The organism is Neobacillus piezotolerans, assembly GCF_003362805.1.
In the GTDB taxonomy this organism is placed as follows: domain Bacteria; phylum Bacillota; class Bacilli; order Bacillales; family Cytobacillaceae; genus Bacillus_D; species Bacillus_D piezotolerans.
Genome location: NZ_QNQT01000006.1, coordinates 24,007 through 47,792, shown reverse-complemented (window position 1 = coordinate 47,792; position 23,786 = coordinate 24,007). Strand labels below are relative to the sequence as shown.

25 protein-coding genes and 1 riboswitch are annotated in these 23,786 nt (G+C 48.3%); of the genes, 8 read left to right on the top strand and 17 right to left on the bottom strand.

Annotation, left to right across the window (positions count from 1 at the left end; all coding sequences use genetic code 11):
* Positions 1 to 239 precede the first annotated feature (239 nt).
* From DRW41_RS14000 to DRW41_RS13965, 8 genes are all read right to left on the bottom strand, one after another.
* Positions 240 to 1,682, bottom strand: a complete 1,443-nt coding sequence (locus DRW41_RS14000) for an ammonia-forming cytochrome c nitrite reductase subunit c552 (protein ID WP_115452632.1) — start codon at positions 1,680 to 1,682, stop codon at positions 240 to 242.
* 2 nt (positions 1,683 to 1,684) lie between these two features.
* Positions 1,685 to 2,197, bottom strand: coding sequence for a NapC/NirT family cytochrome c (locus tag DRW41_RS13995; RefSeq protein ID WP_115452631.1), 513 nt, complete (start codon positions 2,195 to 2,197; stop codon positions 1,685 to 1,687).
* A gap of 89 nt (positions 2,198 to 2,286) precedes the next feature.
* Entirely contained in the window at positions 2,287 to 2,619 is a 333-nt protein-coding gene (locus DRW41_RS13990; protein ID WP_115452630.1) for a hypothetical protein, read from the bottom strand.
* A 17-nt stretch (positions 2,620 to 2,636) separates the two neighbouring features.
* Complete coding sequence (locus DRW41_RS13985; RefSeq protein ID WP_181884558.1) at positions 2,637 to 3,113, bottom strand: cytochrome c-type biogenesis protein CcmH; 477 nt, start codon at positions 3,111 to 3,113, stop codon at positions 2,637 to 2,639.
* Positions 3,110 to 5,089 carry a heme lyase CcmF/NrfE family subunit gene (locus DRW41_RS13980; protein ID WP_181884557.1) on the bottom strand — a complete coding sequence of 660 codons (1,980 nt, stop codon included), beginning with the start codon at positions 5,087 to 5,089 and terminating at the stop codon, positions 3,110 to 3,112. Before DRW41_RS13980 ends, DRW41_RS13985 begins: the two co-directional genes overlap by 4 nt.
* A gap of 18 nt (positions 5,090 to 5,107) precedes the next feature.
* Positions 5,108 to 6,064, bottom strand: coding sequence for a hypothetical protein (locus tag DRW41_RS13975; RefSeq protein ID WP_115452628.1), 957 nt, complete (start codon positions 6,062 to 6,064; stop codon positions 5,108 to 5,110).
* A 366-nt stretch (positions 6,065 to 6,430) separates the two neighbouring features.
* Positions 6,431 to 6,607 carry a glycogen biosynthesis protein GlgD gene (locus DRW41_RS13970; protein ID WP_115452627.1) on the bottom strand — a complete coding sequence of 59 codons (177 nt, stop codon included), beginning with the start codon at positions 6,605 to 6,607 and terminating at the stop codon, positions 6,431 to 6,433.
* Positions 6,608 to 6,619: 12 nt separating this feature from the next.
* Entirely contained in the window at positions 6,620 to 6,883 is a 264-nt protein-coding gene (locus DRW41_RS13965) for a YtzC family protein (RefSeq protein ID WP_115452626.1), read from the bottom strand.
* 283 nt (positions 6,884 to 7,166) lie between these two features.
* Between DRW41_RS13965 and mnmL the strand changes: the two genes are divergently transcribed.
* On the top strand, positions 7,167 to 8,165 hold the full coding sequence (gene mnmL / locus DRW41_RS13960) for a tRNA modification radical SAM protein MnmL/YtqA (protein ID WP_115452625.1): 999 nt from the start codon (positions 7,167 to 7,169) through the stop codon (positions 8,163 to 8,165).
* Positions 8,155 to 8,727, top strand: a complete 573-nt coding sequence (mnmM, locus tag DRW41_RS13955) for a tRNA 5-(aminomethyl)-2-thiouridylate-methyltransferase MnmM (RefSeq protein ID WP_115452624.1) — start codon at positions 8,155 to 8,157, stop codon at positions 8,725 to 8,727. The genes mnmL and mnmM overlap by 11 nt, the downstream gene beginning before the upstream one ends.
* A 45-nt stretch (positions 8,728 to 8,772) precedes the next feature.
* Here mnmM and tbcS read toward each other — a convergent pair whose 3' ends face one another.
* Both tbcS and DRW41_RS13945 read right to left on the bottom strand, forming a co-directional pair.
* A complete protein-coding gene (tbcS, locus tag DRW41_RS13950) occupies positions 8,773 to 9,843 on the bottom strand; it encodes a tetraprenyl-beta-curcumene synthase (RefSeq protein WP_115452623.1) in 1,071 nt (356 codons plus the stop codon).
* A gap of 109 nt (positions 9,844 to 9,952) precedes the next feature.
* Positions 9,953 to 10,759, bottom strand: a complete 807-nt coding sequence (locus DRW41_RS13945; protein ID WP_115452622.1) for an alpha/beta hydrolase — start codon at positions 10,757 to 10,759, stop codon at positions 9,953 to 9,955.
* A gap of 232 nt (positions 10,760 to 10,991) precedes the next feature.
* Here DRW41_RS13945 and DRW41_RS13940 point away from each other — a divergent pair, with 232 nt between their 5' ends.
* Positions 10,992 to 11,516 (top strand): gamma carbonic anhydrase, encoded by a 525-nt coding sequence (locus DRW41_RS13940; RefSeq protein ID WP_115452621.1) that lies wholly within the window; start codon positions 10,992 to 10,994, stop codon positions 11,514 to 11,516.
* A gap of 89 nt (positions 11,517 to 11,605) precedes the next feature.
* Here DRW41_RS13940 and asnB read toward each other — a convergent pair whose 3' ends face one another.
* From asnB to DRW41_RS13925, 3 genes are all read right to left on the bottom strand, one after another.
* The gene (asnB, locus tag DRW41_RS13935; protein WP_115452620.1) at positions 11,606 to 13,495 is read right to left on the bottom strand and encodes an asparagine synthase (glutamine-hydrolyzing); all 1,890 of its coding nucleotides are present in this window, start codon (positions 13,493 to 13,495) and stop codon (positions 11,606 to 11,608) included.
* Between the two features lie 315 nt (positions 13,496 to 13,810).
* A complete protein-coding gene (gene metK, locus DRW41_RS13930) occupies positions 13,811 to 15,010 on the bottom strand; it encodes a methionine adenosyltransferase (protein ID WP_115452619.1) in 1,200 nt (399 codons plus the stop codon).
* 223 nt (positions 15,011 to 15,233) lie between these two features.
* Positions 15,234 to 15,354: riboswitch (SAM riboswitch) on the bottom strand.
* 112 nt (positions 15,355 to 15,466) lie between these two features.
* Positions 15,467 to 15,841 carry a thiol-disulfide oxidoreductase DCC family protein gene (locus DRW41_RS13925; RefSeq protein ID WP_115452618.1) on the bottom strand — a complete coding sequence of 125 codons (375 nt, stop codon included), beginning with the start codon at positions 15,839 to 15,841 and terminating at the stop codon, positions 15,467 to 15,469.
* Positions 15,842 to 15,967: 126 nt separating this feature from the next.
* Here DRW41_RS13925 and pckA point away from each other — a divergent pair, with 126 nt between their 5' ends.
* Complete coding sequence (pckA, locus tag DRW41_RS13920) at positions 15,968 to 17,557, top strand: phosphoenolpyruvate carboxykinase (ATP) (RefSeq protein ID WP_115452617.1); 1,590 nt, start codon at positions 15,968 to 15,970, stop codon at positions 17,555 to 17,557.
* Positions 17,558 to 18,104: 547 nt separating this feature from the next.
* Here the strand turns inward: pckA and DRW41_RS13915 are convergent.
* Positions 18,105 to 18,347, bottom strand: a complete 243-nt coding sequence (locus tag DRW41_RS13915) for a DUF2584 domain-containing protein (protein WP_115452616.1) — start codon at positions 18,345 to 18,347, stop codon at positions 18,105 to 18,107.
* A gap of 37 nt (positions 18,348 to 18,384) precedes the next feature.
* Positions 18,385 to 19,176 carry an alpha/beta hydrolase family protein gene (locus tag DRW41_RS13910; protein WP_115452615.1) on the bottom strand — a complete coding sequence of 264 codons (792 nt, stop codon included), beginning with the start codon at positions 19,174 to 19,176 and terminating at the stop codon, positions 18,385 to 18,387.
* A gap of 115 nt (positions 19,177 to 19,291) precedes the next feature.
* Between DRW41_RS13910 and DRW41_RS13905 the strand changes: the two genes are divergently transcribed.
* From DRW41_RS13905 to DRW41_RS13895, 3 genes are read left to right on the top strand one after another with little or no spacing between them, the layout of a single operon-like run.
* Positions 19,292 to 20,290, top strand: coding sequence for an ABC transporter substrate-binding protein (locus DRW41_RS13905; protein WP_115452614.1), 999 nt, complete (start codon positions 19,292 to 19,294; stop codon positions 20,288 to 20,290).
* A gap of 22 nt (positions 20,291 to 20,312) precedes the next feature.
* Positions 20,313 to 21,080: an ABC transporter ATP-binding protein gene (locus DRW41_RS13900; protein WP_115452613.1), complete on the top strand. Its 768-nt coding sequence runs from the start codon at positions 20,313 to 20,315 to the stop codon at positions 21,078 to 21,080.
* Positions 21,070 to 21,873 (top strand): ABC transporter permease, encoded by an 804-nt coding sequence (locus DRW41_RS13895; RefSeq protein WP_245959444.1) that lies wholly within the window; start codon positions 21,070 to 21,072, stop codon positions 21,871 to 21,873. Before DRW41_RS13900 ends, DRW41_RS13895 begins: the two co-directional genes overlap by 11 nt.
* 50 nt (positions 21,874 to 21,923) lie before the next feature.
* Here the strand turns inward: DRW41_RS13895 and ytkD are convergent, their stop codons facing one another.
* The gene (gene ytkD / locus DRW41_RS13890) at positions 21,924 to 22,403 is read right to left on the bottom strand and encodes an RNA deprotection pyrophosphohydrolase (protein WP_115452611.1); all 480 of its coding nucleotides are present in this window, start codon (positions 22,401 to 22,403) and stop codon (positions 21,924 to 21,926) included.
* A 169-nt stretch (positions 22,404 to 22,572) separates the two neighbouring features.
* Between ytkD and DRW41_RS13885 the strand changes: the two genes are divergently transcribed.
* Entirely contained in the window at positions 22,573 to 23,397 is an 825-nt protein-coding gene (locus tag DRW41_RS13885; protein WP_115452610.1) for a DUF6612 family protein, read from the top strand.
* Between the two features lie 3 nt (positions 23,398 to 23,400).
* Here DRW41_RS13885 and DRW41_RS13880 read toward each other — a convergent pair whose 3' ends face one another.
* On the bottom strand, positions 23,401 to 23,730 hold the full coding sequence (locus tag DRW41_RS13880) for a hydrolase (protein WP_115452609.1): 330 nt from the start codon (positions 23,728 to 23,730) through the stop codon (positions 23,401 to 23,403).
* Positions 23,731 to 23,786 lie beyond the last annotated feature (56 nt).

The following is a 23,786-nucleotide window of genomic DNA, read 5'->3' as shown; positions in this document are numbered from 1 at the left end:
ATGCGTCCGTTTAGCGCCGTGCTGGACAAATTTATAAAATTCTTATTTTTCAAGCGCTATCGCTCAAATTTAATACACTAATCATTAAGGTCCTTTTTCAAGCACAAAGGATATTCTATTCCTTTTCCCAAAACTGTGCAATGGTTTTTATTCCAAATATGAAAAAGCACTGTAACCATGGCTACAGTGCTCCCATTTAGACTTTTGGCTTTCCGGCCATCGGAAACCTTAGTCCAGAGTTATTTTTTTGGTACTGCCGGAACAACCGGCTGCTGTGCCGGGAATTGCGCATTGATGGCATGTGATTTCTTTTGGAAGTTATCTTTTTCTCCCGTTACAGCTTTCTTCGCCTTTTCAATTTCTTCTTTCAGCTTATCGATATCGACGCCTTTTTTAACAAGCTCTTCAGTGGCAATATTGATGGCTTGGTTCGATTCTTCGATTGAAACGGCAAGCGAGTCCATCGCGCCTTGCGGGTTATGGAAGCCAGCGGAGCTTTCAGCCGCGATGATATCCCAGAACCATTGCCCTTTCCGGACATGCTCTTGGGCCGCTTTGACCTTGTCGGATTTCACTCCGGTGGTAATCATTTTGTTCACATAGTAATGGGCGTTGATGGAAACTTCCTCGGCTTTATGCAGCTGTTTCATATGGGTATCCTGGATTTCGATGACCCTTGCTTCAAGCTTGTCAAGATCCCTGTCGCCGTGGCATGTTCCGCAGGACGTTTTCATCGTCTTGAGCGGGGACGTCCACCAGTGGGATGAAATCTTGCGCTTTCCGTCGACGCGTTCATATGGCATATGGCAATCCGCGCAGGCAACTCCGGCTTTTCCGTGTGTGCCTTCCATGAATGTTTCAAAATCCGGATGCTGCGACTTCAGCATTGGAGTCCCGGAAATATTGTGGATCCAGTCTTTTTCAAAGCCTTTTTCCTTGGCGATTGTCGAGTAGTACTCATACATATCTTCCGGCTTGAAGCCCTTGTCCCACGGGAATGTTACTTCACTGGTTGTCGCATCGAAATAATATTCAACGTGGCACTGGCCGCACACATAGCTGCGCATGTCATTTTTCGTAGCCTTCGATACATCGATTCCCTTACGCTCCATCGCCTTTACGAAGCTTGGGCGTGTTACGCGAAGGTCCATTGTCTGCGGGTCGTGGCAATCGGAACAGCCGATTGGCGAATGGCCCATTTTTTCACCCTTAGGGAAAATTTCTGTTTTAAAATTAGCGCTCCAATACTTTTCGCCCATTTCTTCAATCATTTTCGGCACGGCCGTCGATTTACATGTGTAACATGAACCTACGGACTTATCGGTTATCCTGGCAACGCTCTTAATATCTTCAAGGGCATAGACGTGGCCCCGGTCTTCGTTGTATTCTGTCGCGAAACCATAGCCGTTGAACAGAATCGGCAAATACGGTTCTTTGTCCGGATCGAATTTTGAGCGCTTTACGGAGCCGCTGTATTTCGTATCCGACATTTTCTCATTTTTCTTATAGCTGTTGTATTGAAGCGGGAACATATCATTGAACGCTTCATTTGAAATCTCTTCTTTGGAAAGCCCTGTTGTTTTCGGTTTGGCAGCTGCCTGTTCACTGGAGGAACTGCAGCCCGTTATGATCAGAATAAATGCCAAAAGCATCAGGTAGGCTCCGAATCGGAACTTGGACATCCTTAAAATCCTCCTTTATGTTCAAGCAGCTCGCCGGATTTAGGCGGCTTATTGAATTCTTTTGTTTTAAAATTCTTTCCGTGCGGCACTGTGCGGTGGCACGTCGTGCAGCTTTCCTTCGCATCGTGTTCGATGTTTGTCAGCGTGCTTTCATGGCATGTTATACAGTTTTGCTCAACAACCCTCTCGGTCTTTTCGGTTGCATGCAGCACATTCGGAATTTTTTCGGTACCGAGCGTATTAAAGTACATATGCCCCATTCCAGCCTTGCCCTTGAATACCAGCTTCTTCGCCACATTGTCATGCGGCAGGTGGCAGTCATTGCAGGATAAAGTCGAATGTGTTGAATCGGTAAACGATCCGTACGCAGAGTCCATGATGTGGCAGCTCTGGCAGAAATTTGGCGAGTCCGTATAGGCCAATGTTTTCACAGTCACGACGGACAGGACAATCCCCGCGAAGAGCGCGGCGAAAATCAGTATTTTTTTATCAATCGCCAAAAGTTTCTTAAACATTCTTTCACCTCCCCAGGTAAATGTTTATCTATTAAAACACCTTTTGTGTTCTAACCATATTCATACCGCCGTGTACTCCCCGGCCCGGGTTATACGTTCTTTCCGGTAATCGCCGTTTTTGCTTCAGAGCGGATTGTGTCAAGCGCTTCCAGGATATCCCCGTCTACATTCCTTTTTTCATGGATGGATTCGGCAGCGGCGCGGTAATAGGCTTCTTTGGTTTTTTTAAAATCATCGAAAGAAATCTTGCCCATCAATGCATCCATTTCAAGCTCATTTACCGCTTCGTACACTAGTTTCATATCCAGGCCTTCCTCGCTTCCGTTTGCCTGCTCCGGTTGCCTTCCCCCAAAAAAGGGGGCCAGGATAAGATAGAGGCAGGCCGCGACAAGCAGTGCACACACAAGTATGATAGAAAGCAAACCTGCCACCCCTTTTTTTAAAAATACTTTTTCCGCTCGTTGTCGAGCGTTTCTTCCAGGCTTGAATACTCCCCGCCGCTAAGTTGCATTTCAATAATCGTCGGGGAATCCTTTTCCGCTTTCCTGTTTGTTATCCTTTTAATGGCCAATCCTGCTATCGCGGCGCCGGCCGCTAGCCCCGCCGCCGGCATGAGCCAGGCGAGGAGCCCGCTTCCTTCTTTATATGGGACTTTAAGAGCCCCCGTCCCGAGTTCATCGGTATAATAGCGAATGATATCCTCCGGTGACATGTCCTTATTCAGCATTTCAATGACTTCGCTGTTATAGGCTTTCCGCACCTTGCAGGTTGAAATATCATGGTCGGAATGCCCATCCATATTTAGCTGGCTTGTTACTTCCCTGAATTCCGGGGAATTCTCCGTAAAGGATGCATACACCATGGCGGGAAGCGCCGCCAGAAAAAACGCCAGAAGAACGATCGTTTTTTTACTCATCGGACCGCCTCCCTTTTTGTGAGATTCTGCACAAGAGAAATCCCAGCTGTCCGCCGTCCTACTGTCAGTGATACCAAAGTACCGGCCAGCATTATGTATCCGCCCGCCCATATCCAGCTGATGAACGGATTCACCCTTGCAAGGACGGTGATTTTATTTTTCGTTTCCCACGAACTCAGGACAACATATAAATCCTCGTTCCATCGGGACTTTACAGCCACCTCTGTCGATGGCTCCGCCCAGTTGTCATAGTAAATTTTCTCCGGGTGGACCGGCGCCAGTTTTTTTCCTTTATAGGCTACTCCCATTTCGGCAAAAATGATGTCGCTGTCGGTTTGTTTCGTTTTATTAAAACTGTTGAAGGTTAATTCATAACCCCCAATCGTGAAACTTTCTCCCCGATTTACAGTTTTTATAAGTTCTAAAGGGTAAGCCTGGGAGCTAATGATTCCTACAGCAAGCACCCCTATGCCGATATGGACGATATAGCCGCCGTATCTGCGCCTGTTTTTTGAAAAAAGCTTTAAAAAGGCTGTTGCCGGATTTTCGGAAGTCGCCCTTCTCCGCGCCCGGACCGCCCTGGTGATTTCCATCACGTGTGTTGCAAGCATGAACATGCATGCAGATAACCCGAACACGGCAAACATCCCATTTACGCCCATCGCGGCCAGAATGCCAGCGGTCACAACAGAAAGTCCAAGCGGCCAGCGGATTTGCATCAACGTGCGCGATGGGCTTGCTTTTTCCCAAGGGATTGCAGGGCAGACTGCCATCAGCAAAATGAGCGCCAACAGGATCGGTGCCATTACTTTGTTGAAATAGGGGGCGCCGGTGTTGATTTTCGTTCCTAAAAATGTTTCCGAAACAAGCGGGAAGATGGTTCCCCAAAAGACAGCGAAAGCTGCCGCGAGCAAAATATAGTTGTTCAGCAGGAAACTGCTTTCCTTTGAAAAGTATGCTGTTACGGGTACGCTCCTGCTATTGATGAGCCCGTTCCTCGATACGACCAGGTAGGAGGCGAAGAGGACCATGAATGCCAGGAAGATGAAAAAGTATGTCCCAAGGCTGCTGTCGGCGAAGGCGTGGACGCTTGTCAGGATGCCGCTCCGGACTAGGAATGTTCCGAACAAGGTGAGCCCATATGACAGGATAGCCAGGGTCAGGTTCCATTTTCTAAGCATGTTTTTCCGCTCCTGAATCATAACGGAGTGAAGGAATGCCGATACAGTTAACCACGGCATAAACGAGGCATTTTCAACCGGGTCCCATGCCCAGTAGCCGCCCCAGCCGAGTTCCACGTACGCCCACCAGGCACCAATCAGGTTCCCTGCGGTTAAAAACATCCATGATGTAAGTGTCCATTTCCTGATCAGCTTTAGCCATGCCGAATCCATGCTTTTTAACATAAGCGAAGCCATCGCGAACGCGAATGGAACGGCCAGCCCGACATAGCCGAGATAAAGCGTTACGGGATGGATGACCATCCCCGGGTTTTGCAGCATCGGATTTAAGCCGTTGCCGTCCGGAGGCACGGTATCCGACATTTCAAACGGATTTGCCAGCGCAAGCATGACGATGAAGAAAAATAACAGGTTAAGCGCCAGTACCGAGAGTACGTACGGACTGTATTTATTGTTTTTTGAAAAGCCTATGATTGCAGTGTACAAACTAAGCAAAAGTGTCCAGAACAAAAGCGACCCGGCATTTCCCGCCCAGAAAGCGGACAGCTTATAAAGGAACGGCAGGGCATCGTTAGTATAGGAAGCAACATACGTATACTCGTATCGGCCTGCCGTCAGGAAATATAGAAGCAGGCCGGATGCGGATATTGAAGCAAGTGATACCCCAAAGATTGCCCCCTTCGCACTGCCAAGCCACTGGGGGCTTTGTTTTACGATGCCTCTGACAGTCGCGGCAACGGTATAGGCCGACAGCAGCATTCCAAGGATTAATGTTAAGTTTCCGATAATATACACGCTGCCGGCCTCCTTTCCTTATAAGTTCAGTTTTTTATGGAGCTCGTTGTATTCTTCTTCCGTAATCATCCCATCCATTAGCAGCCTGCGAAGCTGAGCTTTTTTGGTTCGGGCTTCAGGCTCAAAAGATGCCGTTACGGTTGATGATGGTGCGAACTTTTTCTTCAGGAAGAGAATGAGCAGCCCGCATGCGAGCAGGCTTGCCGCGCTGATGCCGGCAACTGTAAGGCCCAGGGGCATTTTTTCCGTTTTCTTGGCTTTGGCTTGCGGGGTACTTTTTCCGGCGGCTTCAAGCAGCTCATTCGTCGTCTTCGTTTCTTTCCGGTCATAGGAAAGTTTAAATTCCTTCTCCTGCCCCGCTTTCATCCCTTTGATTTGGTACGTATGCATATTCAAACCGTATGGATTTTCATGGGGGGCTTCGGTCGCCGCTGGTTCAAGCTTTACGTTTCCGGCGTTCATCGGTTCAAGTATGGTCAGATTCACAAGTGTGATGTCGGCAAAGCTTTTAAATGAATAATCGAGCGTTTTTTCATTGCCTTTTGTTTTAATTGCATCTGTATAAAACTCGATCACGAATTTATATTGGTCATTTGGCGCAATTTCCCGGCTTGTCTCCCAGGAGATTATCCCTTTTTCCAAATCAAGCTCATAGTTGATTTCAAACATTTGAGAAAGATCGCTGGAATAATCGGCAACGAACCCAATCCGGAAATTTTTCTCGTTCACTGGGAGAGGAATTTCTATTTTCCCATTTTGTGCCTTCCCGGTGTTGTTGATCAGGCTTCCCTGGTAGCCAATCAGGAGTGGAGGCCGCTTCGTCTCTTTGTCATTAGGATGTTTCGCGAATTCCGGCATCACCTGGATAGACAGCTCCTCCAATTTCAAAGTACCGTTTTCAATTTCTTCACCAAACGCCGCGGCCGGTAGGATAAGAACCATCATTAGTAAAAAGGCGATCATTTTTTTTGCCATCGTCCACTCTTCCTTTCAAGGGAAACCCAGCCGAACGCCTTTGTAGCGAGGCTTTACTAAAGGATTTTCCACTGATTTGCTACCTTATTTAAACCACGGAACATCCCCTCTTTCTGTGACCAACATCACAAAATTAAAACGACTCGTTTCCAAATTGTGAACGGCAAATTTTCACTGTTTTTGGTTTTAGGAAAATCAAGGTTTTATGGCGGATGAAGAGGTGCGGGAATTATGAAGATTTTATGAACATGAGGTAAAAGCGCAAGCGCTCTGCACATTGGAGGATAGGCTGCTCGATGAATACCATTGAAAAAAGACAGCACCCATCCGGGCGCTGCCTTGGGAGGAAGTTCCATTTATCAAAGGCTAATACTTATTGTTTTCAACGTGCATTTTTGATTTCACCGGCTGCCCGCCAGTCTTTTCATAGGCCCGTTTCGCTCGGTCAATCAAATCAAGGTCTGTCCCCACTTCAACATCCTGGCTGTTGTAGCCATTACGTGTTTTCTGCTCGGGATTATTCTTTTTGGATCTTTTTTTCATACACGCGCCCTCCTAGTGCCTTTGCAGGATTAGATCATTCTGGATTCCCTGAAGCTGAAGCCTCATCCTGTTCAGCCGTTCACGCTGCTGGGAATTGGCGCTTAATGCAAGAACGGCCATTTCATTGTAAGCATCCTCGAGCGCTTTAAGCGCTTCAGTATAACCATCTGCATTGTAATGCTCTTGCCTGGCCGTGTGATTGTATTGTTCCTGGGCAAATTCGACCGCCTGCTGGCATTTGCTGATGAAATCTTCAATTGATTGCCGGGTTGCCAATGAAGTCCCCCCTAACCTTGATGATACGGCCCGTAGCAAATAGGCCGGAACCTGCCAATTAGCAGCTTCATTCTTAGTTTGTTCACCGAGCCTTCGACTATCACGGATGCGGGCTGATAATTAGTGGGAAGAATTGAAATAGCCTACAGAAGCTGTTCATGTTAAAATTCAGGTTGTAAATTGGAATTCACTTTCGATACACAAGGGGAAATTCCACCGGATGTCCGGGAGTGAATTTTTTCCGAAAAAAATGAACGCAACTAATTAAAAGAGGTGTACAAAATTGGGGCAAACCAGCCTTTTTCCATATGCAATAGACAATAAACGGTATCATACATGGAACTATCACCTACGCGGCCATTTTGGCCACAAGGTTTTCAAAGTGGCTCTCGATGGCGGCTTTGACTGCCCCAACCGGGATGGAACGGTGGCTCATGGCGGCTGTACGTTCTGCAGCGCGGCGGGTTCCGGAGATTTTGCCGGGAAGCGGGCGGACGAACTCGAGACCCAGTTCAATGAAATTAAGGAAAAGATGCATACAAAGTGGAAAGAAGGCAAGTATATGGCGTACTTCCAGGCCTTCACCAATACTCACGCACCCGTTGCCGAGCTCCACGAAAAATTCGAGGCTGTCCTTAAGCAGGAAGGCGTTGTCGGGTTGTCAATCGCCACCCGGCCCGACTGCCTGCCGGATGATGTGGTCGAATACCTCGCCGAGCTGAATGAAAGAACGTATCTATGGGTCGAACTCGGGCTGCAGACAATTCATGAGCGGACAGCCCAGCTCGTGAACCGTGCGCATGATTACGACTGCTACAAGGAAGGAGTCGCCAAGCTCCGAAAGCACAATATCCGGATTTGTACGCATATTATCAACGGCCTTCCGCTTGAAACAAAAGAGATGATGCTTGAAACCGCCCGCGAGGTTGCGAATCTCGATGTCCAGGGAATCAAAATCCATCTGCTCCATCTCCTGAAAGGAACACCTATGGTCAAGCAGTATGACAAAGGGCTTCTCGAATTCCTACAGTTTGACGAATATGTGAGCCTGGTTTGCGACCAGCTTGAACTTTTGCCGCCTGAGATGATTGTCCACCGGATTACCGGGGACGGGCCAATCAATTTGATGATCGGGCCGATGTGGAGCGTCAATAAATGGGAAGTGCTGAACGCAATCGATGCGGAAATGAAGCGGCGAAACAGCTGGCAGGGGAAATTTTTCAAAAAGCATGCAATCCTTGTTGATGGGAAAGAACCTGGAGGTACCCGCAATGAAGCTTGATGGCGTACTTCCTTTCGCAAGGATCCTGCTTGAAAAGGCGGTCATGAAAGGCGGCGCCGCCGTCGATGCGACAATGGGGAACGGCCATGACACGCTTTTCCTCACCAGCCTCACAGGCGAAAACGGAATGGTATTCGGATTTGATATTCAATCCGACGCGATTGAAACGACCAAGAAGCGGCTTGCCGAAAATGGCGCCGAAACCTGGGCCACTCTATTTCACTCCGGCCATGAACGTGCTGCGGAGCTGATTCCGGATCCTTTCCATGGAACACTGCAGGGCGCTATTTTTAACCTCGGCTACTTGCCGGGAAGCGATAAAAGCATTGTCACAAAACCAGGAACAACGATATCCGCGGTAAGTCAGCTGCTAGGAATGATGGCCCCCGGCGGAATCATTGTCCTCGTCATCTACCACGGACATGAGGGAGGCGCGGAAGAACGGGACAAATTGCTCGCATTCGCAAGGGGGCTTGACCAAAAAGAGGCCCATGTCCTTCAATACGAGTTCATCAACCAGAAAAATAACCCGCCCTTCATCCTAGCGATTGAGAAACGGTAAATTGAAAGAGGCATCCGCAATAAGGAATTCGCGGATGCCTCTTTGTTAATTTGGAATAAGCCTTTGGAAAAACCGGTAAGCGATGCCGTTCACATAGAAAAACCTGCTGACAGGGCCGCCGGACTTGATGATTTTTTTCGCAAGCTTCCGGACACCCTCCTGCCTGCGGACCTTTTCATCCGACAAATAGATGCCAAGCAGCCCCCGGTTGATCAGCCTGTGGAATCGCTGGTTCGGGAGACCTTCCGTATGCCGATCTGCCTCCTCCATAAAATGCATCAGCCTATTGAACAGCGTTTCCTGGTTTTTGTAATAAAAGCAGAAATTCAAATCTCCGCCCGCGCGGTCCTCTTCCTGGTCGATCAAATAATCGAGGAGGATATGGAGTCCCTGGATATACGGGAAATAGCCATTCATGACCTTTTCCGCTTCCCGTTCCCCAAAATTGGACCCAAGTGCATAGGAGACAAGGCAGAAAATGCCGAGCGTAGAGCCGGAGCAGGCGGAAAATTCATACCATTCCATGTCCGGCAACCGTGTTTTATGCCTCGCGAACCATTCCTTTAGGCGCGATTCCCTTTCCTCCGGGGTAACATGCTTATGTACCTGTAACTCGCAATAAAAGCCGCATAATTCAAGAAGATGGTCCTTAATGACGGGATATTTCCCCATTGAAGCGAGCACCGTATTGCATGCTCCGACAAGGTCCGCTAAGTATCCGCCGTCATCCCGGTCTTCCCTCTTGCTGTAATAATCGCCGTACGACTGGCCCGGGATTAGAGCATCAAACATCGCGTCATGGAGGCTGGCGAAATCTTCAGGGTCAAGCGAAGTGCTTCGGTCGCAAAGATTATCAAGATAGTCGCTGATTGTCTGGTAGGCGACAATAAAGGAAATTGCCTTGCGGTATTCCTCTTTGGCGATAAGACCCAGGATGGCGCCGCCTTCGCAATGAAACGCCTTCGTTTCGATGCTTGCCAGCGCCTGTTTGCGAAGCTCTGAATTCGGTATGGCTTCAGCCCTTTTTTTCCAGTAAGAGAGTTCTTCCTTCACTGCCGGGAAAATTTTTCGGTATGTTGTAGCCATCAAACTGGCCGGTTTAATTGGGATTGCCATTCTTATCACCTATTATCCGTATAGCACAGACGCTTGAAGGGACGGAGAAGCCTTTTTGCGGGCTTCGTTATCCTGAATCCCTTACCGGCGCCCGGCCGATCTGAGTATTTTAGTCAATAACATAACCAATTTCCCGCAACTGGCCATGAACAAAATCGCGGGCATATTCAAAGACTTTGTCCCGCTCGGGCTCATTAAAAATTTCGTGGTAGAAATCCGGCCACTCCTTGAACCGTTTTTCTGATAGCGGCGCCTGGTTGAACCAGCTCCTGACCGCTTTTTTGTTGACAATCAAGTCATCTCCCGCCTGCATGACGAGCGCCGGGACATCCTGGATTTGGCCTAATTCATGGAAAGCTGCTTTCATGGCATCCTGAAGCTCCCGGTACCACCTGACCGAAACCTTCGTTACATAAAGAGTGTCGTTTAAATCAAATTCCTGAACTTCCTTATTCCGTGTCGCCATTTTAACCGTAATTCCCGATTTCATCCTGAGAGACGGGAACACCAGGTTCAATCCGTAGGAAAGGAAATTGATAAACTTTGGCGGTTCATGGACAAGCCCGAGGCACGGCGATGACAGGATTACCCCAGCGATTGTCAACTTTTCTTCCTGAAGGAGCCTGATGGAAATCAGCCCGCCCATGCTGTGGCCGAGCAGGAAAACCGGCAGTCCGTATGTGTAGGCCGCCTCTATCCAATCCCTTACTTCAGTTAAATATTCATCGAATGAATCAATATGGCCGCGGTGAGCGCGTGTCGTCATCCCTTGGCCGGGAAGGTCGCCCATGATCACATGGAACCCGGACGTACGCCACATTTCAATCAGCCATCCGTACCGGCGGTGATGCTCCATGGCTCCGTGCACCATCACGATGACGGCCTTTGCCTCGCCGTCTGCTTCCCATTTCCACATAAAACCTTCCTCCTAGAACAAAATGCGCAGGCGCCTGGCGCGACATGCACAAATAACTTATTTCGTGCTTATCCACAAAGTACCATATTATGAATTCCTAAGCAGCTACCGAAAACTTACGTTAAAAGTACTATAACATAGAAATGTGCCGGGTATACCCAATTTGCTTTGCAAGATGGGGACAAAATCCGGTACACTTTCAGTGAATGATAATGATAAAGGGGAGTATCAAATGATTTATCCGTATAAGGGGAAGTATCCGCAAATAGATGATACGGCATTCATCGCCGATTTCGTGACCATTTCGGGAGATGTTGAAATCGGTCCCGAATCAAGCGTCTGGTACAACACGGTCATCCGTGGGGATATCGCGCCTACGATCATTGGGAAAAAGGTCAATATCCAGGACAATTCCGTGCTACATCAAAGCCCCGGCAATCCTTTGGTTCTCGAGGATGAAGTAACGGTCGGCCATCAGTGCACATTACATAGCTGCATCGTCCGCAAAAACGCGCTGATCGGGATGGGGTCGATTATCCTTGACCGTGCCGAGATTGGCGAAGGGGCGTTCATTGGAGCGGGAAGCCTTGTCCCGCCCGGCAAAAAAATCCCTCCCCGTACATTAGCCCTTGGAAGGCCGGCAAAAGTCGTCCGCGAACTTACTCCTGATGATGTGAAAGAAATGGAGCGGATTACAAAGGAATACGCGGAAAAAGCCCAATATTACAAAGGCCTTACGCCAATAAATCAGAAATAAGGCGCTCACGCCAAATCTGAATGGTACAGAAAAGAGCTCCCCTGTCCAAGCGGGAGCTCCTTTGTTTCTTTAATAATTTTTCGCTAGGCTTAATTCATCGCCTGGTACGATTTTTCGGCCCCGAAAGAATACTTATCTTCCACATACACCTGGTGCCACACCATGAACATGAGCACTGTCCAGATTTTCCGGCTATTGTCGGCTTTTCCGAGGCAATGGTCATCGAGAAGCTTAAGTACGTATTGTTTATTGAACAAGTGATCCGTGTTGCTTTCGCGGATGATGTCCTTTGCCCACGAATTCATTTCGTCCTTCAGCCAGTGGCGGATCGGCACCGGGAAGCCAAGCTTTTTCCGGTCAAGCACATGGGCTGGCACAAAGCTTTCCGCCGCTTTCCTCAGGATATACTTCGTAGTCCCATTGGCAGTTTTCAAGTCGGCTGGAATCCTCGAAGCGACCGAGAACACTTCCTTATCAAGGAACGGCACCCGCAGCTCGAGTGAATGCGCCATCGTCATTTTATCCGCCTTCAACAGGATGTCTCCCCGCATCCACGTATGGATGTCAATATATTGCATCCGGTCGACAGGATTATAGCCCTGGCTCTCGGCGTACAGCTTTTTCGTTATGTCCGTAAAATCAAGTCCTTCGCGGTATACGTTCAAAAGTTCGCGCTTTTCTTCCTCAGTGAACATTTTGGCATTCCCGATATAACGTTCCTCCATCGGGGTTACACCGCGTTCAATAAAGCTCTTCCCCTTTGTTCCTTCAGGCATCATCCCCGCAATTCCTTTTAAAAGGACTTTCCCTACTCGAGGAATTTTGTTGAATACTTCCAAATCGCCCGGTTCGCGGTAAATATTATACCCTCCGAACAACTCGTCCGCGCCTTCGCCAGATAGGACAACCGTTACATGCTTCCTGGCCTCGCGCGCGACGAAGTACAACGGGACACATGCAGGATCCGCAAGAGGATCATCCATATGCCACATAATTTTAGGCACCTCGGCCATATACTCCTCAGGGGTAATGACCCGGCTGATGTTTTCTACGCCTAGCCTTTCGGCGGTTTCTTTCGCCACATCAATTTCACTGAAGCCGTCCCTCTCAAAACCGACTGAAAACGTCTTGATGGCTGGATGGTATTCCTTTGCGATTGAGGCGATAATCGATGAATCAATTCCTCCGGATAAGAAAGAGCCGACCGGCACATCGCTCCGCATATGCATTTTAACCGAATCGAACAGGACATCCCTGATTTCCTTAACAAATTCATCTTCGGACTTCAGCACTGGCGCGAAATTCGCCTTCCAGTACCGTTTGATGTCCATTTTGCCGCCAGCTTTTTTTGTAAAATAATGGCCCGGCTCCAGCTTATGGATTCCGTCCGTCATCGTTTCCGGCTCAGGAACGAATTGGTACGTCAGGTAGTGCTGAAGCGAATCATAATTCAGTTCCTCTTTTTCCAAAGCAAGCAGGATGCTCTTTTTTTCAGAAGCAAAGAAAGTCCTTTCTTGGCCCTCATAATAAAAGAATGGTTTGATCCCGAAATGGTCGCGGGCGCCGAAAAGCGTTTTCTCCTGTTTGTCCCAGATGACGAAAGCGAACATTCCGCGCAGCTTTTGGACAGCCTTTTCCTTCAGATGGCTGTACAAGGCGATGATGACTTCTGTATCTGAACTCGTCGCAAATTCGAGCCCTTCTTTTAAAAGCTCATCGCGAAGCTCGACGTAGTTGTACACCTCGCCGTTAAAAATGATCCAATAACGCTCGTTTTCATATGTGAGCGGCTGGGCGCCGCACTCGATATCGATAATGCTCAATCGCCTAAAGCCAAACTGCACATGTTCGTCGAAATAATATCCGTCATCATCCGGCCCGCGATGGGTGATGATATCATTCATGCTTTTAAAAATCTTCTTTTCTTCATCCCTGAAAGTCTGTGCCTGTTCATGAACACATCCGATAAAACCGCACATTATGTATTCACCTACTCCGATCATTGCATTTTTGTGATTGTGATAATCGCTACGCTGATTTCAAAAACAGCATGCGTACCCATTGCGGAATTTAATCGCCAACTATGACAAAATTCCTCATTACATCTGCAAATTTAATTGCAGTTGTGCCACACCATTTAATACTATCATTTTTCAGAAAAAAATGGCACTTGGAGCTAAAGGAAAATTGCGGCAACATTTGGATTTTAGACCAAAAACAAGGTTGGTAAACACTCTTTCCGCGTCGCAAAAAAAACGGGAGCCACATGATGCCATGCAGCTCCCGTTAAACGATTATTTGGATGCCTGTTCCTTCAAAGCTGCAGCCTTGTCTGTACGCTCCCATGGAAGGTCGACATCATTGCGGCCAAAGTGGCCATATGCGGCTGTCTGCTTATAGATTGGCTTGCGAAGGTCAAGCATGTTGATGATGCCTGCTGGGCGTAGATCGAAATTGTTTTCGATCAGTTCAACAAGAACATCCTCGCTTACAGTGCCTGTTCCAAATGTATCAACGGCAATCGATACTGGACGGGCAACACCGATCGCGTAGGCTAGCTGGACTTCTACCTTGTCGGCAAGGCCTGCCGCCACGATGTTTTTAGCAACATAGCGTGCAGCGTATGCCGCGGAACGGTCAACCTTAGTTGGATCTTTTCCGGAGAAAGCACCGCCGCCGTGGCGAGCATAGCCGCCGTACGTATCGACGATGATTTTCCGTCCGGTAAGCCCGGCATCCCCTTGAGGGCCGCCGATTACGAAACGTCCAGTAGGGTTGATGAAGTATTTTGTCTTATCATCAATCAGGTCCTGCGGAACAACAGGGCCGATAACATGCTTTTTAAGGTCGCTCTGGATCTGTTCCAGGGTCGCCTCAGGGCCATGCTGTGTTGAAATAACGATTGTATCAATCCGGACTGGGTTGTTGTTTTCGTCATATTCAACTGTTACCTGCGTTTTTCCATCCGGGCGCAGGTAAGGAAGTGTTTCATCCTTGCGCACTTCTGTCAGCCTGCGGGAAAGCTTATGGGCAAGCGAAATTGGAAGCGGCATGAGCTCTTCTGTTTCATTGCAGGCAAAACCGAACATCAAGCCCTGGTCTCCCGCGCCGATTGCTTCAATTTCCGCGTCCGACATGCTGCCTTCACGGGCTTCAAGCGCTTGATCGACACCCATCGCGATGTCGGCCGATTGCTCGTCGATAGACGTCAATACGGCGCATGTATCTGCATCGAAGCCATATTTCGCGCGTGTATAGCCGATTTCACGGATTGTATCACGGACAATTTTTGGGATATCAACATAAGTTGAAGTTGTAATTTCTCCCGCAACAAGAACAAGCCCTGTTGTAACGGAAGTTTCTGCAGCGACGCGGGCGTTTGCGTCTTTTGCCAGGATCGCATCTAAAATCGAATCAGAAATCTGGTCGCAGATCTTGTCTGGATGGCCTTCAGTCACTGATTCAGACGTGAACAAACGGCGTTTTGATGGCATCTGGATTCCTCCTTAATCTTCTTTATACAATGAGGTCAGCTGCATGGAACATTTCCGGCCTGCCTAGCAACCTCGGTTTCACGGTACTCATTTCCCTAAGTAGTATGAAGTAAACCTGGGGGTTTTATGAATACCCCGCTACTAAAGATGCTGATTCATAAGGCTGCAAATAAAAAACCTTCCCTTATGAGGAAAGGTTGCATCGCGTAATTTGCGCCTTTCACTCTTATCGTTCAAGGCATGCGCCTTGCGTCAGGTTTGGCACCTTTGCCAGGAGAAAATTTTCTCACATGCAGGTTGCCGGGCTTCATAGGGCCTGTCCCTCCACCGGCTCAGGATAAGAGAGTATCCGTTCAAGGTAAAATCATACCACACTGTCGAGGCATGTCAATAATTTTTCCGAGAAAATTCTTTATTAAAAAACATCCATTTAAAGCGGAATTTGTTATTAAACAATCAAATGGAACAACTACCGTCTGCACATGTTTCACCCATCCATTTATACCTGTTCCTTGCAGCCCAATTATAAATCGGGACGCCTGCCATTTTGGCGAACGGAAGATAAAGGAACAATGCCGGCAAAAAAGTGGCGGGAAATTGGATCAGCAGCTTCCTCGCCGCAAAAAACCCCTTATACACCTTTCCACCCTCTCCAATAAGATGCAGCTCCCTACGAAGGTCAATAGCCCTGAAAGATGGCTCGCGGCCTTGTTTCTCATAATCCTGAAGAGAAATCCATTGGACTCGTCCAAGCCAATCGAGTTTTTGGGCCTTGGCCTTCGTCTTATTGCACAGAACACAATTGCCGTCATACAAGGCTAAAAGCTTCATCAGCGACCCCCAAAAAATTTATTATAAAAAAAGAAGGTTATTAGTATAGACCAATTGCTCGAATGTGCTATACTATTTGTGAGATAAAAAGCTCTTTACAAACAAAAGCAAAGGGGAAATCAATACATGTTTGGTGTGCATAATCCAGAAACTCCGTTCAAGCTTCTGACCGAAGCAAACCTTCTAGTCCAGCTATCCGTACCGGAGCTGGTTGAAAAAGTGTTGAGCCGTGGAGAAGGGCTGCTGACATCAACCGGCGCAATCAGCGTTTCAACCGGAAAATATACAGGCCGTTCACCTGAAGATAAGTTCATTGTCGAAGAAAAATCAAGCAGCAGCAAAATTGATTGGGGCGCGATTAACCAGCCCATCTCTGAAAACGCATTCTCTACCCTCTATAATAAAGTACTTGATTATTTAAAACAAAAAAATGAAATCTTTGTGTTCAATGGATTTGCCGGCGCGGATAAAAAATACATGCTTCCAATCCAGGTGATCAATGAATATGCCTGGCATAATCTGTTCGCGCACCAGCTGTTCATCCGTCCAGAACAAGGGGAACTGGATGGACATTCACCGGAATTCACCATTATTTCCGCACCTGGCTTTAAGGCGGACCCTGAGGTGGATGGAACCAAATCGGAAACGTTCATTATCATTTCTTTTGAAAAGCGGATCGTCCTAATCGGCGGAACCGAATATGCAGGCGAAATGAAGAAATCGATTTTTTCCGTCATGAACTATTTATTGCCTGAAGCCGGAATCATGCCGATGCACTGCTCGGCCAACGTCGGGATCGAAGGCGATGTTGCACTGTTCTTCGGTTTGTCGGGAACAGGTAAAACAACACTTTCCGCTGATCCGAACCGCCGCCTGATCGGTGACGACGAGCACGGCTGGTCCGCGAACGGCGTCTTCAATGTCGAGGGGGGCTGCTATGCGAAAACAATCAGCCTAAGCCGTGAAAAAGAACCACAAATCTTTGACGCGATTTGCTTTGGCGCGGTCCTTGAAAACGTTATCGTTGAACCGAATTCCCGCGCTGCCGACTATGATGACGGGTCATTGACCGAAAATACGCGCGCGGCGTATCCGCTTGAAGCGATTAAGAACATCGTGTCGCCGAGCGTCGCGGGCCATCCGAACACAATCGTGTTCCTGACAGCTGATGCTTTCGGGGTGCTCCCTCCGATTTCCAGGCTGACAAAGGAACAGGCCATGTACCATTTCCTGAGCGGCTACACGTCGAAGTTGGCCGGAACCGAGCGTGGCATCACTTCACCGCAGGCAACGTTCTCCACTTGCTTCGGCGCGCCATTCCTTCCGCTTCCTGCCAACCGCTATGCGGAAATGCTTGGCGAAAAGATCCTTGAGCACAATGCGCGAGTCTTCCTTGTCAACACGGGCTGGACCGGCGGCGAATATGGAACCGGCAGCAGGATGAAATTGGGTTATACCCGCGCGATGATCCATGCGGCCCTTGAAGGTGAGCTGAACAACATCGAAACAGTCCAGGACGAAATTTTCGGCCTGCATGTTCCGCTCCATGTCCCGGGTGTCCCTGACGAAGTCCTGCAGCCAGAAAAAACATGGGCGGACGCTGAAGCCTACCGTGAAAAAGCAGTGGAGCTTGCCGAAAAATTCCGCGCCAATTTCAAAAAGTTTTCCGGCGTCGCTCCGGAAATCGCCGAAAAAGGCGGCCCAATCAATCATTAACACGGGGCTGTCCCCATTAATAAAGCACGTGTGGGAAATGTTCCGTTTTCCCGCACGTGCTTTTGTATTTCTTTATCTTTTCGAGCCCGACAGAGGAAACGGGGCGGAACTACTGTTTCTGCCTTACGCTTCGTAGCCACGAACCAAGGATTATTGTGACATCGCAGCTGGATTTTGGTCCTCGCTTGTCAGATACCATGGCTTATTCTGACAACCTAGCTGGATTTTGGTCCTCGCTTGTCAGATACCATGGCTTATTCTGACAACCTAGCTGGATTTTGGTGCTCGCTTGTCAGATTTCAGGGCTTATTCTGACAACCTAGCCGGATTTTGGGCCTCGCTTGTCAGATTCCATGGCTTATTCTGACAACCTATCCTGATTTTGATCCTCGCTTGTCAGATATCAAAGCTTATTCTGACAACCTAGCCCGATTTTGGGCATCGCTTGTCAGATATCAAAGCTTATTCTGACAACCTAGCTGGATTTTGGTCCTCGGTTGTCAGAAATCGGGGCTATTGTGACTACTTAGCTGGAATTTGGAACAAATCAATTCGGCGAACTAAGCGAAACGAGTTCGTATGTAATCCGTGTTTTTCCGCCTTCAAGTTCGACCTTCCTGATTTTTGCCGTACCGCTCGATTCTGCATCGATGGTCCTCCGGATATCTACAGGAATATCGATTGGATACAGGCGATAGCCCTCTTTTTCAAGCAGGAATAAGTTTTCCTCAAGCCGCTCCTCCCTGCCCTTTGTCACAATCATCGTATTCAGTTCAAGAGGCATTCCCATACTATGACCCTCCTCGAATTATCTTACTTCCATCATATCATTTGCGGCTATGGCTTTTCATCCACTTCGTTACGTCGGCAACAACTTTCCTGTTGACCGCCGGCGGGAAGTAGTGGGTGAATTCGCCAAAATACCAGCTCTCAACCGGCTTTCCGAGCTCCTTCAGCCTTTTTTCCAGCCGGTACGAATGCTCCGCGGACACATTTCCATCCTTCGCACCATGAATGATGAGGACCGGTACCTTCAGATGCTCAAGTCTATAGAGCGGCGTTCGGTACTGATATCTCTCGGGGTATTTCACTGGCGTTCCTCCAATGACCCGTTTCATCATCCTGCGCAAGTCTTTCCTTTCCACATAGGTAAGAGCCATATCACTGACACCTCCCCAAGTCGCCATCGAGGCGGCTTCCGGGAACTCGAGTGCTGTTAAGAGCGCCATGACCCCTCCTCGCGAAAACCCGAAAATATGAACATCCCGGACCTCCGGAAGCGACTTTAAAAGCCTGAACGCTGCGAAAGCATCCTGCCTGTCCTCACCAGCAAAATCCTCATCCCCCTCGCCTCCCTGGTTTCCACGGTAAAACGGCGCGAAAACCGTAAACCCTTCGGATGCGAATTGGGCGATCCTGGCCGGACGGACCTTGCCGACGTTTTTGATGCCGCCCCGCAAATACAGAAAACCATCGGACGGCTCATAGCCCACTGGCTTGGCCAGCATCCCTTTTACCTTTAAGCCCCCTGAGTTATAGGTGATCAATGACAAGGCGACTTCCGGATTGGGTGACGGGAAGCGCTGCTCCGCAATGATTTGTCCATCCGCAATTTCCATCCGTATCACTCCTACCGATTATTTTTACAATATGGGCATTCACACAATCACGCCCGGTTCATACGATATCACAAGAACAATATAGCCCAATTATTATTGCCCAGGAGGTATGTCTATGAAAAAGACGTTAAGGGCCGCCTTGGCCATGCTTGCAGGCTCGATGCTGCTTCTCTCCGCATGCCAGGAAAAGCCCAAGGAAAAGAAGCTCGAAAAAGTCCGCGTCGCGGAAGTAACAAGATCAATTTTCTATACGCCCGAATACGTAGCACTCGCAAAAGGTTTCTTTAAGGAAGAAGGTCTTGATGTCAACTTGACGACGACATGGGGCGGCGACAAAACGATGACCGCGCTTCTCTCTGGCGGTGCAGACATCGCCCTTGTCGGGTCTGAGACCTCAATATATGTGCATGCGCAAGGCTCGAATGACCCAGTCATCAATTTTGCCCAGCTCACACAGACAGATGGAACCTTCCTTGTCTCGCGTGAGAAAATTGACAACTTTTCCTGGGATTTGCTTAAAGGCAAAACGTTCCTTGGTCAGCGCAAAGGCGGAATGCCGCAAATGGCAGGGGAGTTTGTCCTGAAAAAGCACGGCATTGAGCCGCATAAGGATTTAAAGCTCATCCAGAATATCGACTTCGCGAACATTGCCAATGCGTTTGCCGGTGGAACCGGGGAGTTTGTCCAGCTGTTCGAGCCGACCGCGAGCATTTTTGAAAAAGAAGGAAAAGGGCATATTGTCGCATCATTCGGCACTGAATCAGGACACCTACCTTATACCACATTCATGGCGAAAGAAAGCTATATGAAAAAAAATCCGGCGACAATCGAAAAATTCACAAAAGCGCTTTATAAGGCGCAGCAATGGGTCGCGAAAACAGATTCAAAAGACATTGCAAAAGCAATTGAACCGTATTTTGAAGATACCGACCCAGGCATTATCGAAACCGTTGTCGAGCGCTACAAGAGCCAGGGTTCATTCGCCACTGATCCGATCCTGGATGAGGACGAGTGGAACAATCTCCAGGACATCATGGACGAAGCGGGCGAACTTCCGCAGCGGATCGGCCATAAAACACTCGTAAATACCGATATTGCCGAAAAAGTTAAATGAAAGCAGCAAAGGAGGCCGATCCATGTGTTTCCTTAAGATTGAAGGAATCCACCACACTTATTTCACGAAAGATATGGCAGTAACGGCCCTCTCCGATATCGGGCTTTCCGTCGAAGAAGGAGAATTCATCTCTTTGCTCGGCCCAAGCGGGTGTGGCAAAACGACGCTGCTTTCCATCATCGCCGGATTGGTCGTTCCCACGGAAGGGCGCGTGTTGATAGGAGGCACGCCTGCTTCGGCGGCAACCCGCGAAATTGGCTATATGCTCCAGCAGGACTATTTGTTCCCCTGGAAAACAATCGAAGAAAATGTCCTTATTGGTTTGAAACTGGCTAATGCTCTGACTCCCAAGCGGCGGGAAGCCGCAATCAGGCTCCTTGGGGAAATCGGCCTCCCTGGCGTCGAAAAGAAGCTTCCAAAACAGCTGTCCGGCGGCATGAGGCAAAGGGCGGCGCTTGCGAGAACCCTTGCCGCCGAGCCAAAGGTGCTGCTGCTTGATGAGCCTTTTTCGGCGCTTGATTATCAAACGAAACTGAAACTTGAAGACCTCGTTTCTTCGACCTTAAAAGGGCTTGGCAAAACGGCTGTCCTCGTCACCCACGATATCGGTGAAGCAATTGCGATGAGTGACAGGATTTATCTCTTTTCCCCAAGCCCCGGCAGGATCCATAAAATTTTCGATTTGCCCGAAAGCATAAGGCGGCTGACTCCATTCGACTCAAGAAACCATGAGAGCTACAGCAAGCTTTTTAAAGAAATATGGAAGGAGCTGGAGTCCCTTGAAAAATGAAACCGGAATCAGCTCCCAACACGCGCTTTACCTTCTTTCACTAAAAAAAGAAAAGCGGAAGGTCCGGTTTTTCCAGGCATTGATCTTCCTAGTGTTTTTCGCGGGCTGGGAACTATGCAGCCGCAATCAGTGGGTGGATCCGCTTATTTTCAGCTCCCCATCTAAAATATGGTTCCTGATGCTCGAAAAGCTTCAGGATGGCAGCCTTCTTTCAAACCTTGCTATTACCCTGACCGAAACTGTTGCCGGATTCATCCTCGGGACACTGCTCGGAACGATGATTGCTGCGATCCTTTGGTGGTCGCCAATTCTTTCTAAAATTCTTGACCCGTATTTGGTCATCCTGAACGCGATGCCGAAAGTCGCCCTCGGGCCGATTTTAATTGTCGCGCTTGGCCCCGGCTATACATCGATCATTTCAATGGGGGCTATTATCTCGATTATCATCACGACGATTGTTGTGTATACTTCCTTCAGGGAAGTCGACCCGAATTACCTCAAGGTACTGCAGACCTTTGGGGCGACAAGGTACCAGTGTTTCAAGGAAGCAATCCTGCCGGCATCTTTTCCGACAATTATTTCAACGCTAAAGGTCAATGTCGGCCTCTCCTGGGTTGGCGTTATCGTCGGGGAATTTCTCGTTTCATCGAGAGGGTTGGGCTATATGATTATTTACGGCTTCCAGGTATTCAATTTTACGCTTGTCCTTTTGTCACTGCTTGTCATAGCCATCTTTGCGACTCTTATGTATCAACTCGTGTCCCTTCTGGAAAAGAAAATCGTGAAAAACTAGCAGTGTGCCCGGTTGTAACCATTAAGGGCTGGCGGCAATCGCGCCAGCCCTTATTCTGCCATAAGCTTCCGTTCCTTTATCCTTTTCAGGCATTCCCCGACGACATCGTCCTTCATAATAAAGCTGTAGCCATCCCCAAATCGGAGTTCTTCAAGATCCCCATCGACCAATTGAGGACCATACGTTTCAAAATAGGTTTCCCTAGCGTGAATTTCACCCGCTTCCGCAAAGAAAACCGCTTTAAGGAAAGAATTCTCCGGACTGCTTACCCGGTATTCGGCAATCCAATGCAATTCAGTGAGCACCGCCCCTGTTTCCTCAAGGACTTCGCGGCAGGCTGCCTCCTCCACTGATTCGCCTTTCTCCACTTTTCCACCAGGAAACTCAAGCCCTCGCTTTCCGTGTTCCGTCAAAAGCCACTTCCCCTTATACACGCAAATGACCAGGACGTGCCCTTGCTTTTCCGGGAAGGCATGCCGCATAAAAGATAACTCTACTTTATTGCCATTTGCATCTAAAAAAACCTTCATACACTACCTCACTAAATTGGGGGCTTCCCATGATTATCACATTTTTATAGTATCCCTGATTCGCCTTCCTTTCAAATTAATGGCGAAAAGTTTCGAATTTTGCGTTTCAGCTTAAAAGATAAGGCTAAATGAAAGGAAAAGGGAAGTTTTAGGGAGGAGGGTCTTTCTTTTGCGAAAAATACTGCCCATTGGAAAAACCATACTCCTTTTGTTGCTGCTGGCCGCCTGCACCGGGAATAACGACGGCCTGCGGCAAAAAGCAACTACCCGCTCCATAAGCGCGGAGGAGGTAATCGCCAAAGCAGACGCTGCTTTTGAAAACCTGGACAGCCTTTCTGTGAATTTGGAAATCATCCAGTATATTGAGGACGTGGGAGCGGGGACCAAGCAAAAACTTTCTTCGGTAATCAACATGGATTTGCTGACTTCACCGGCGGCATTTCACCAGACAGCAAACATGACAAATCACGAAACCGGGCTTTCCCAAACATCGGAAGCTTACTATACAACAGAAGAGATGTTCATAAATGACGGAACCGAAACCAGATGGAAAAAGGTGCCCGATGAACAGGCAGCCCTGGCAGTCGCTGCTTCCATGAAAATGAATCCCGCAGCCGAGCTCCATAAGGCAGATGGACTCCAGGACATTCTCTCGATGGAGAGTACTAGCCGCGAGTATATCGTCACTTTAAAAGCCGCGGGCAATCAGCATATGGATGAACTAAAAAAAATCATTATGGCAAGCATGCCTTCCGAATTTCAGCTGAACACGGAATTGCTTGAGAAACTGAACATTAAAAATTTCAATTATGAACTTGCGGTTAACAGAAAAAGCTTTTTCCCTGAACGTTTTAACGCAAAGGCGGAAATAGAGCTTTCCATTGCGGGCAATTCTGTTACAATGAAACAGGAGATGGAAGGAAGCTACTCAAACTTTAATAATATTATGGGCATCTCTGTCCCTGATTCGGTCCGCATGCTTGCTGGCGATTGACATTCATGCCAGTGGATCTTCGGACAGTATCCCCATTTCTTCTATATGCTGTTTTGCCTGTGCATCCCCTAAACGATGGATGGCCTGATAAATTGTTTTCAGCTTTTCATCTATTGCGTTATTTTCGTTGTCGTGGTGATACTCAACGAACGGAATGTGGGCCCTGATAAAGTTCTTCCATTCATTCGCATAATTTTGATTGAATAAAGAACGCAGCTCAGTAATTTCTTCATCCGTGGCCATTATTTTAAAACTCCAGGTCGAACTTGTTTCGCTCCTGGAAATTTCGCCGCTCTCTACGGCGATATAATATGTTTTCCTGTCGTTTTCCAATTTGGCGGAGCCCCCATTCATCCGTATTATGATTTGTTTCCCTCAAACCGGAATCA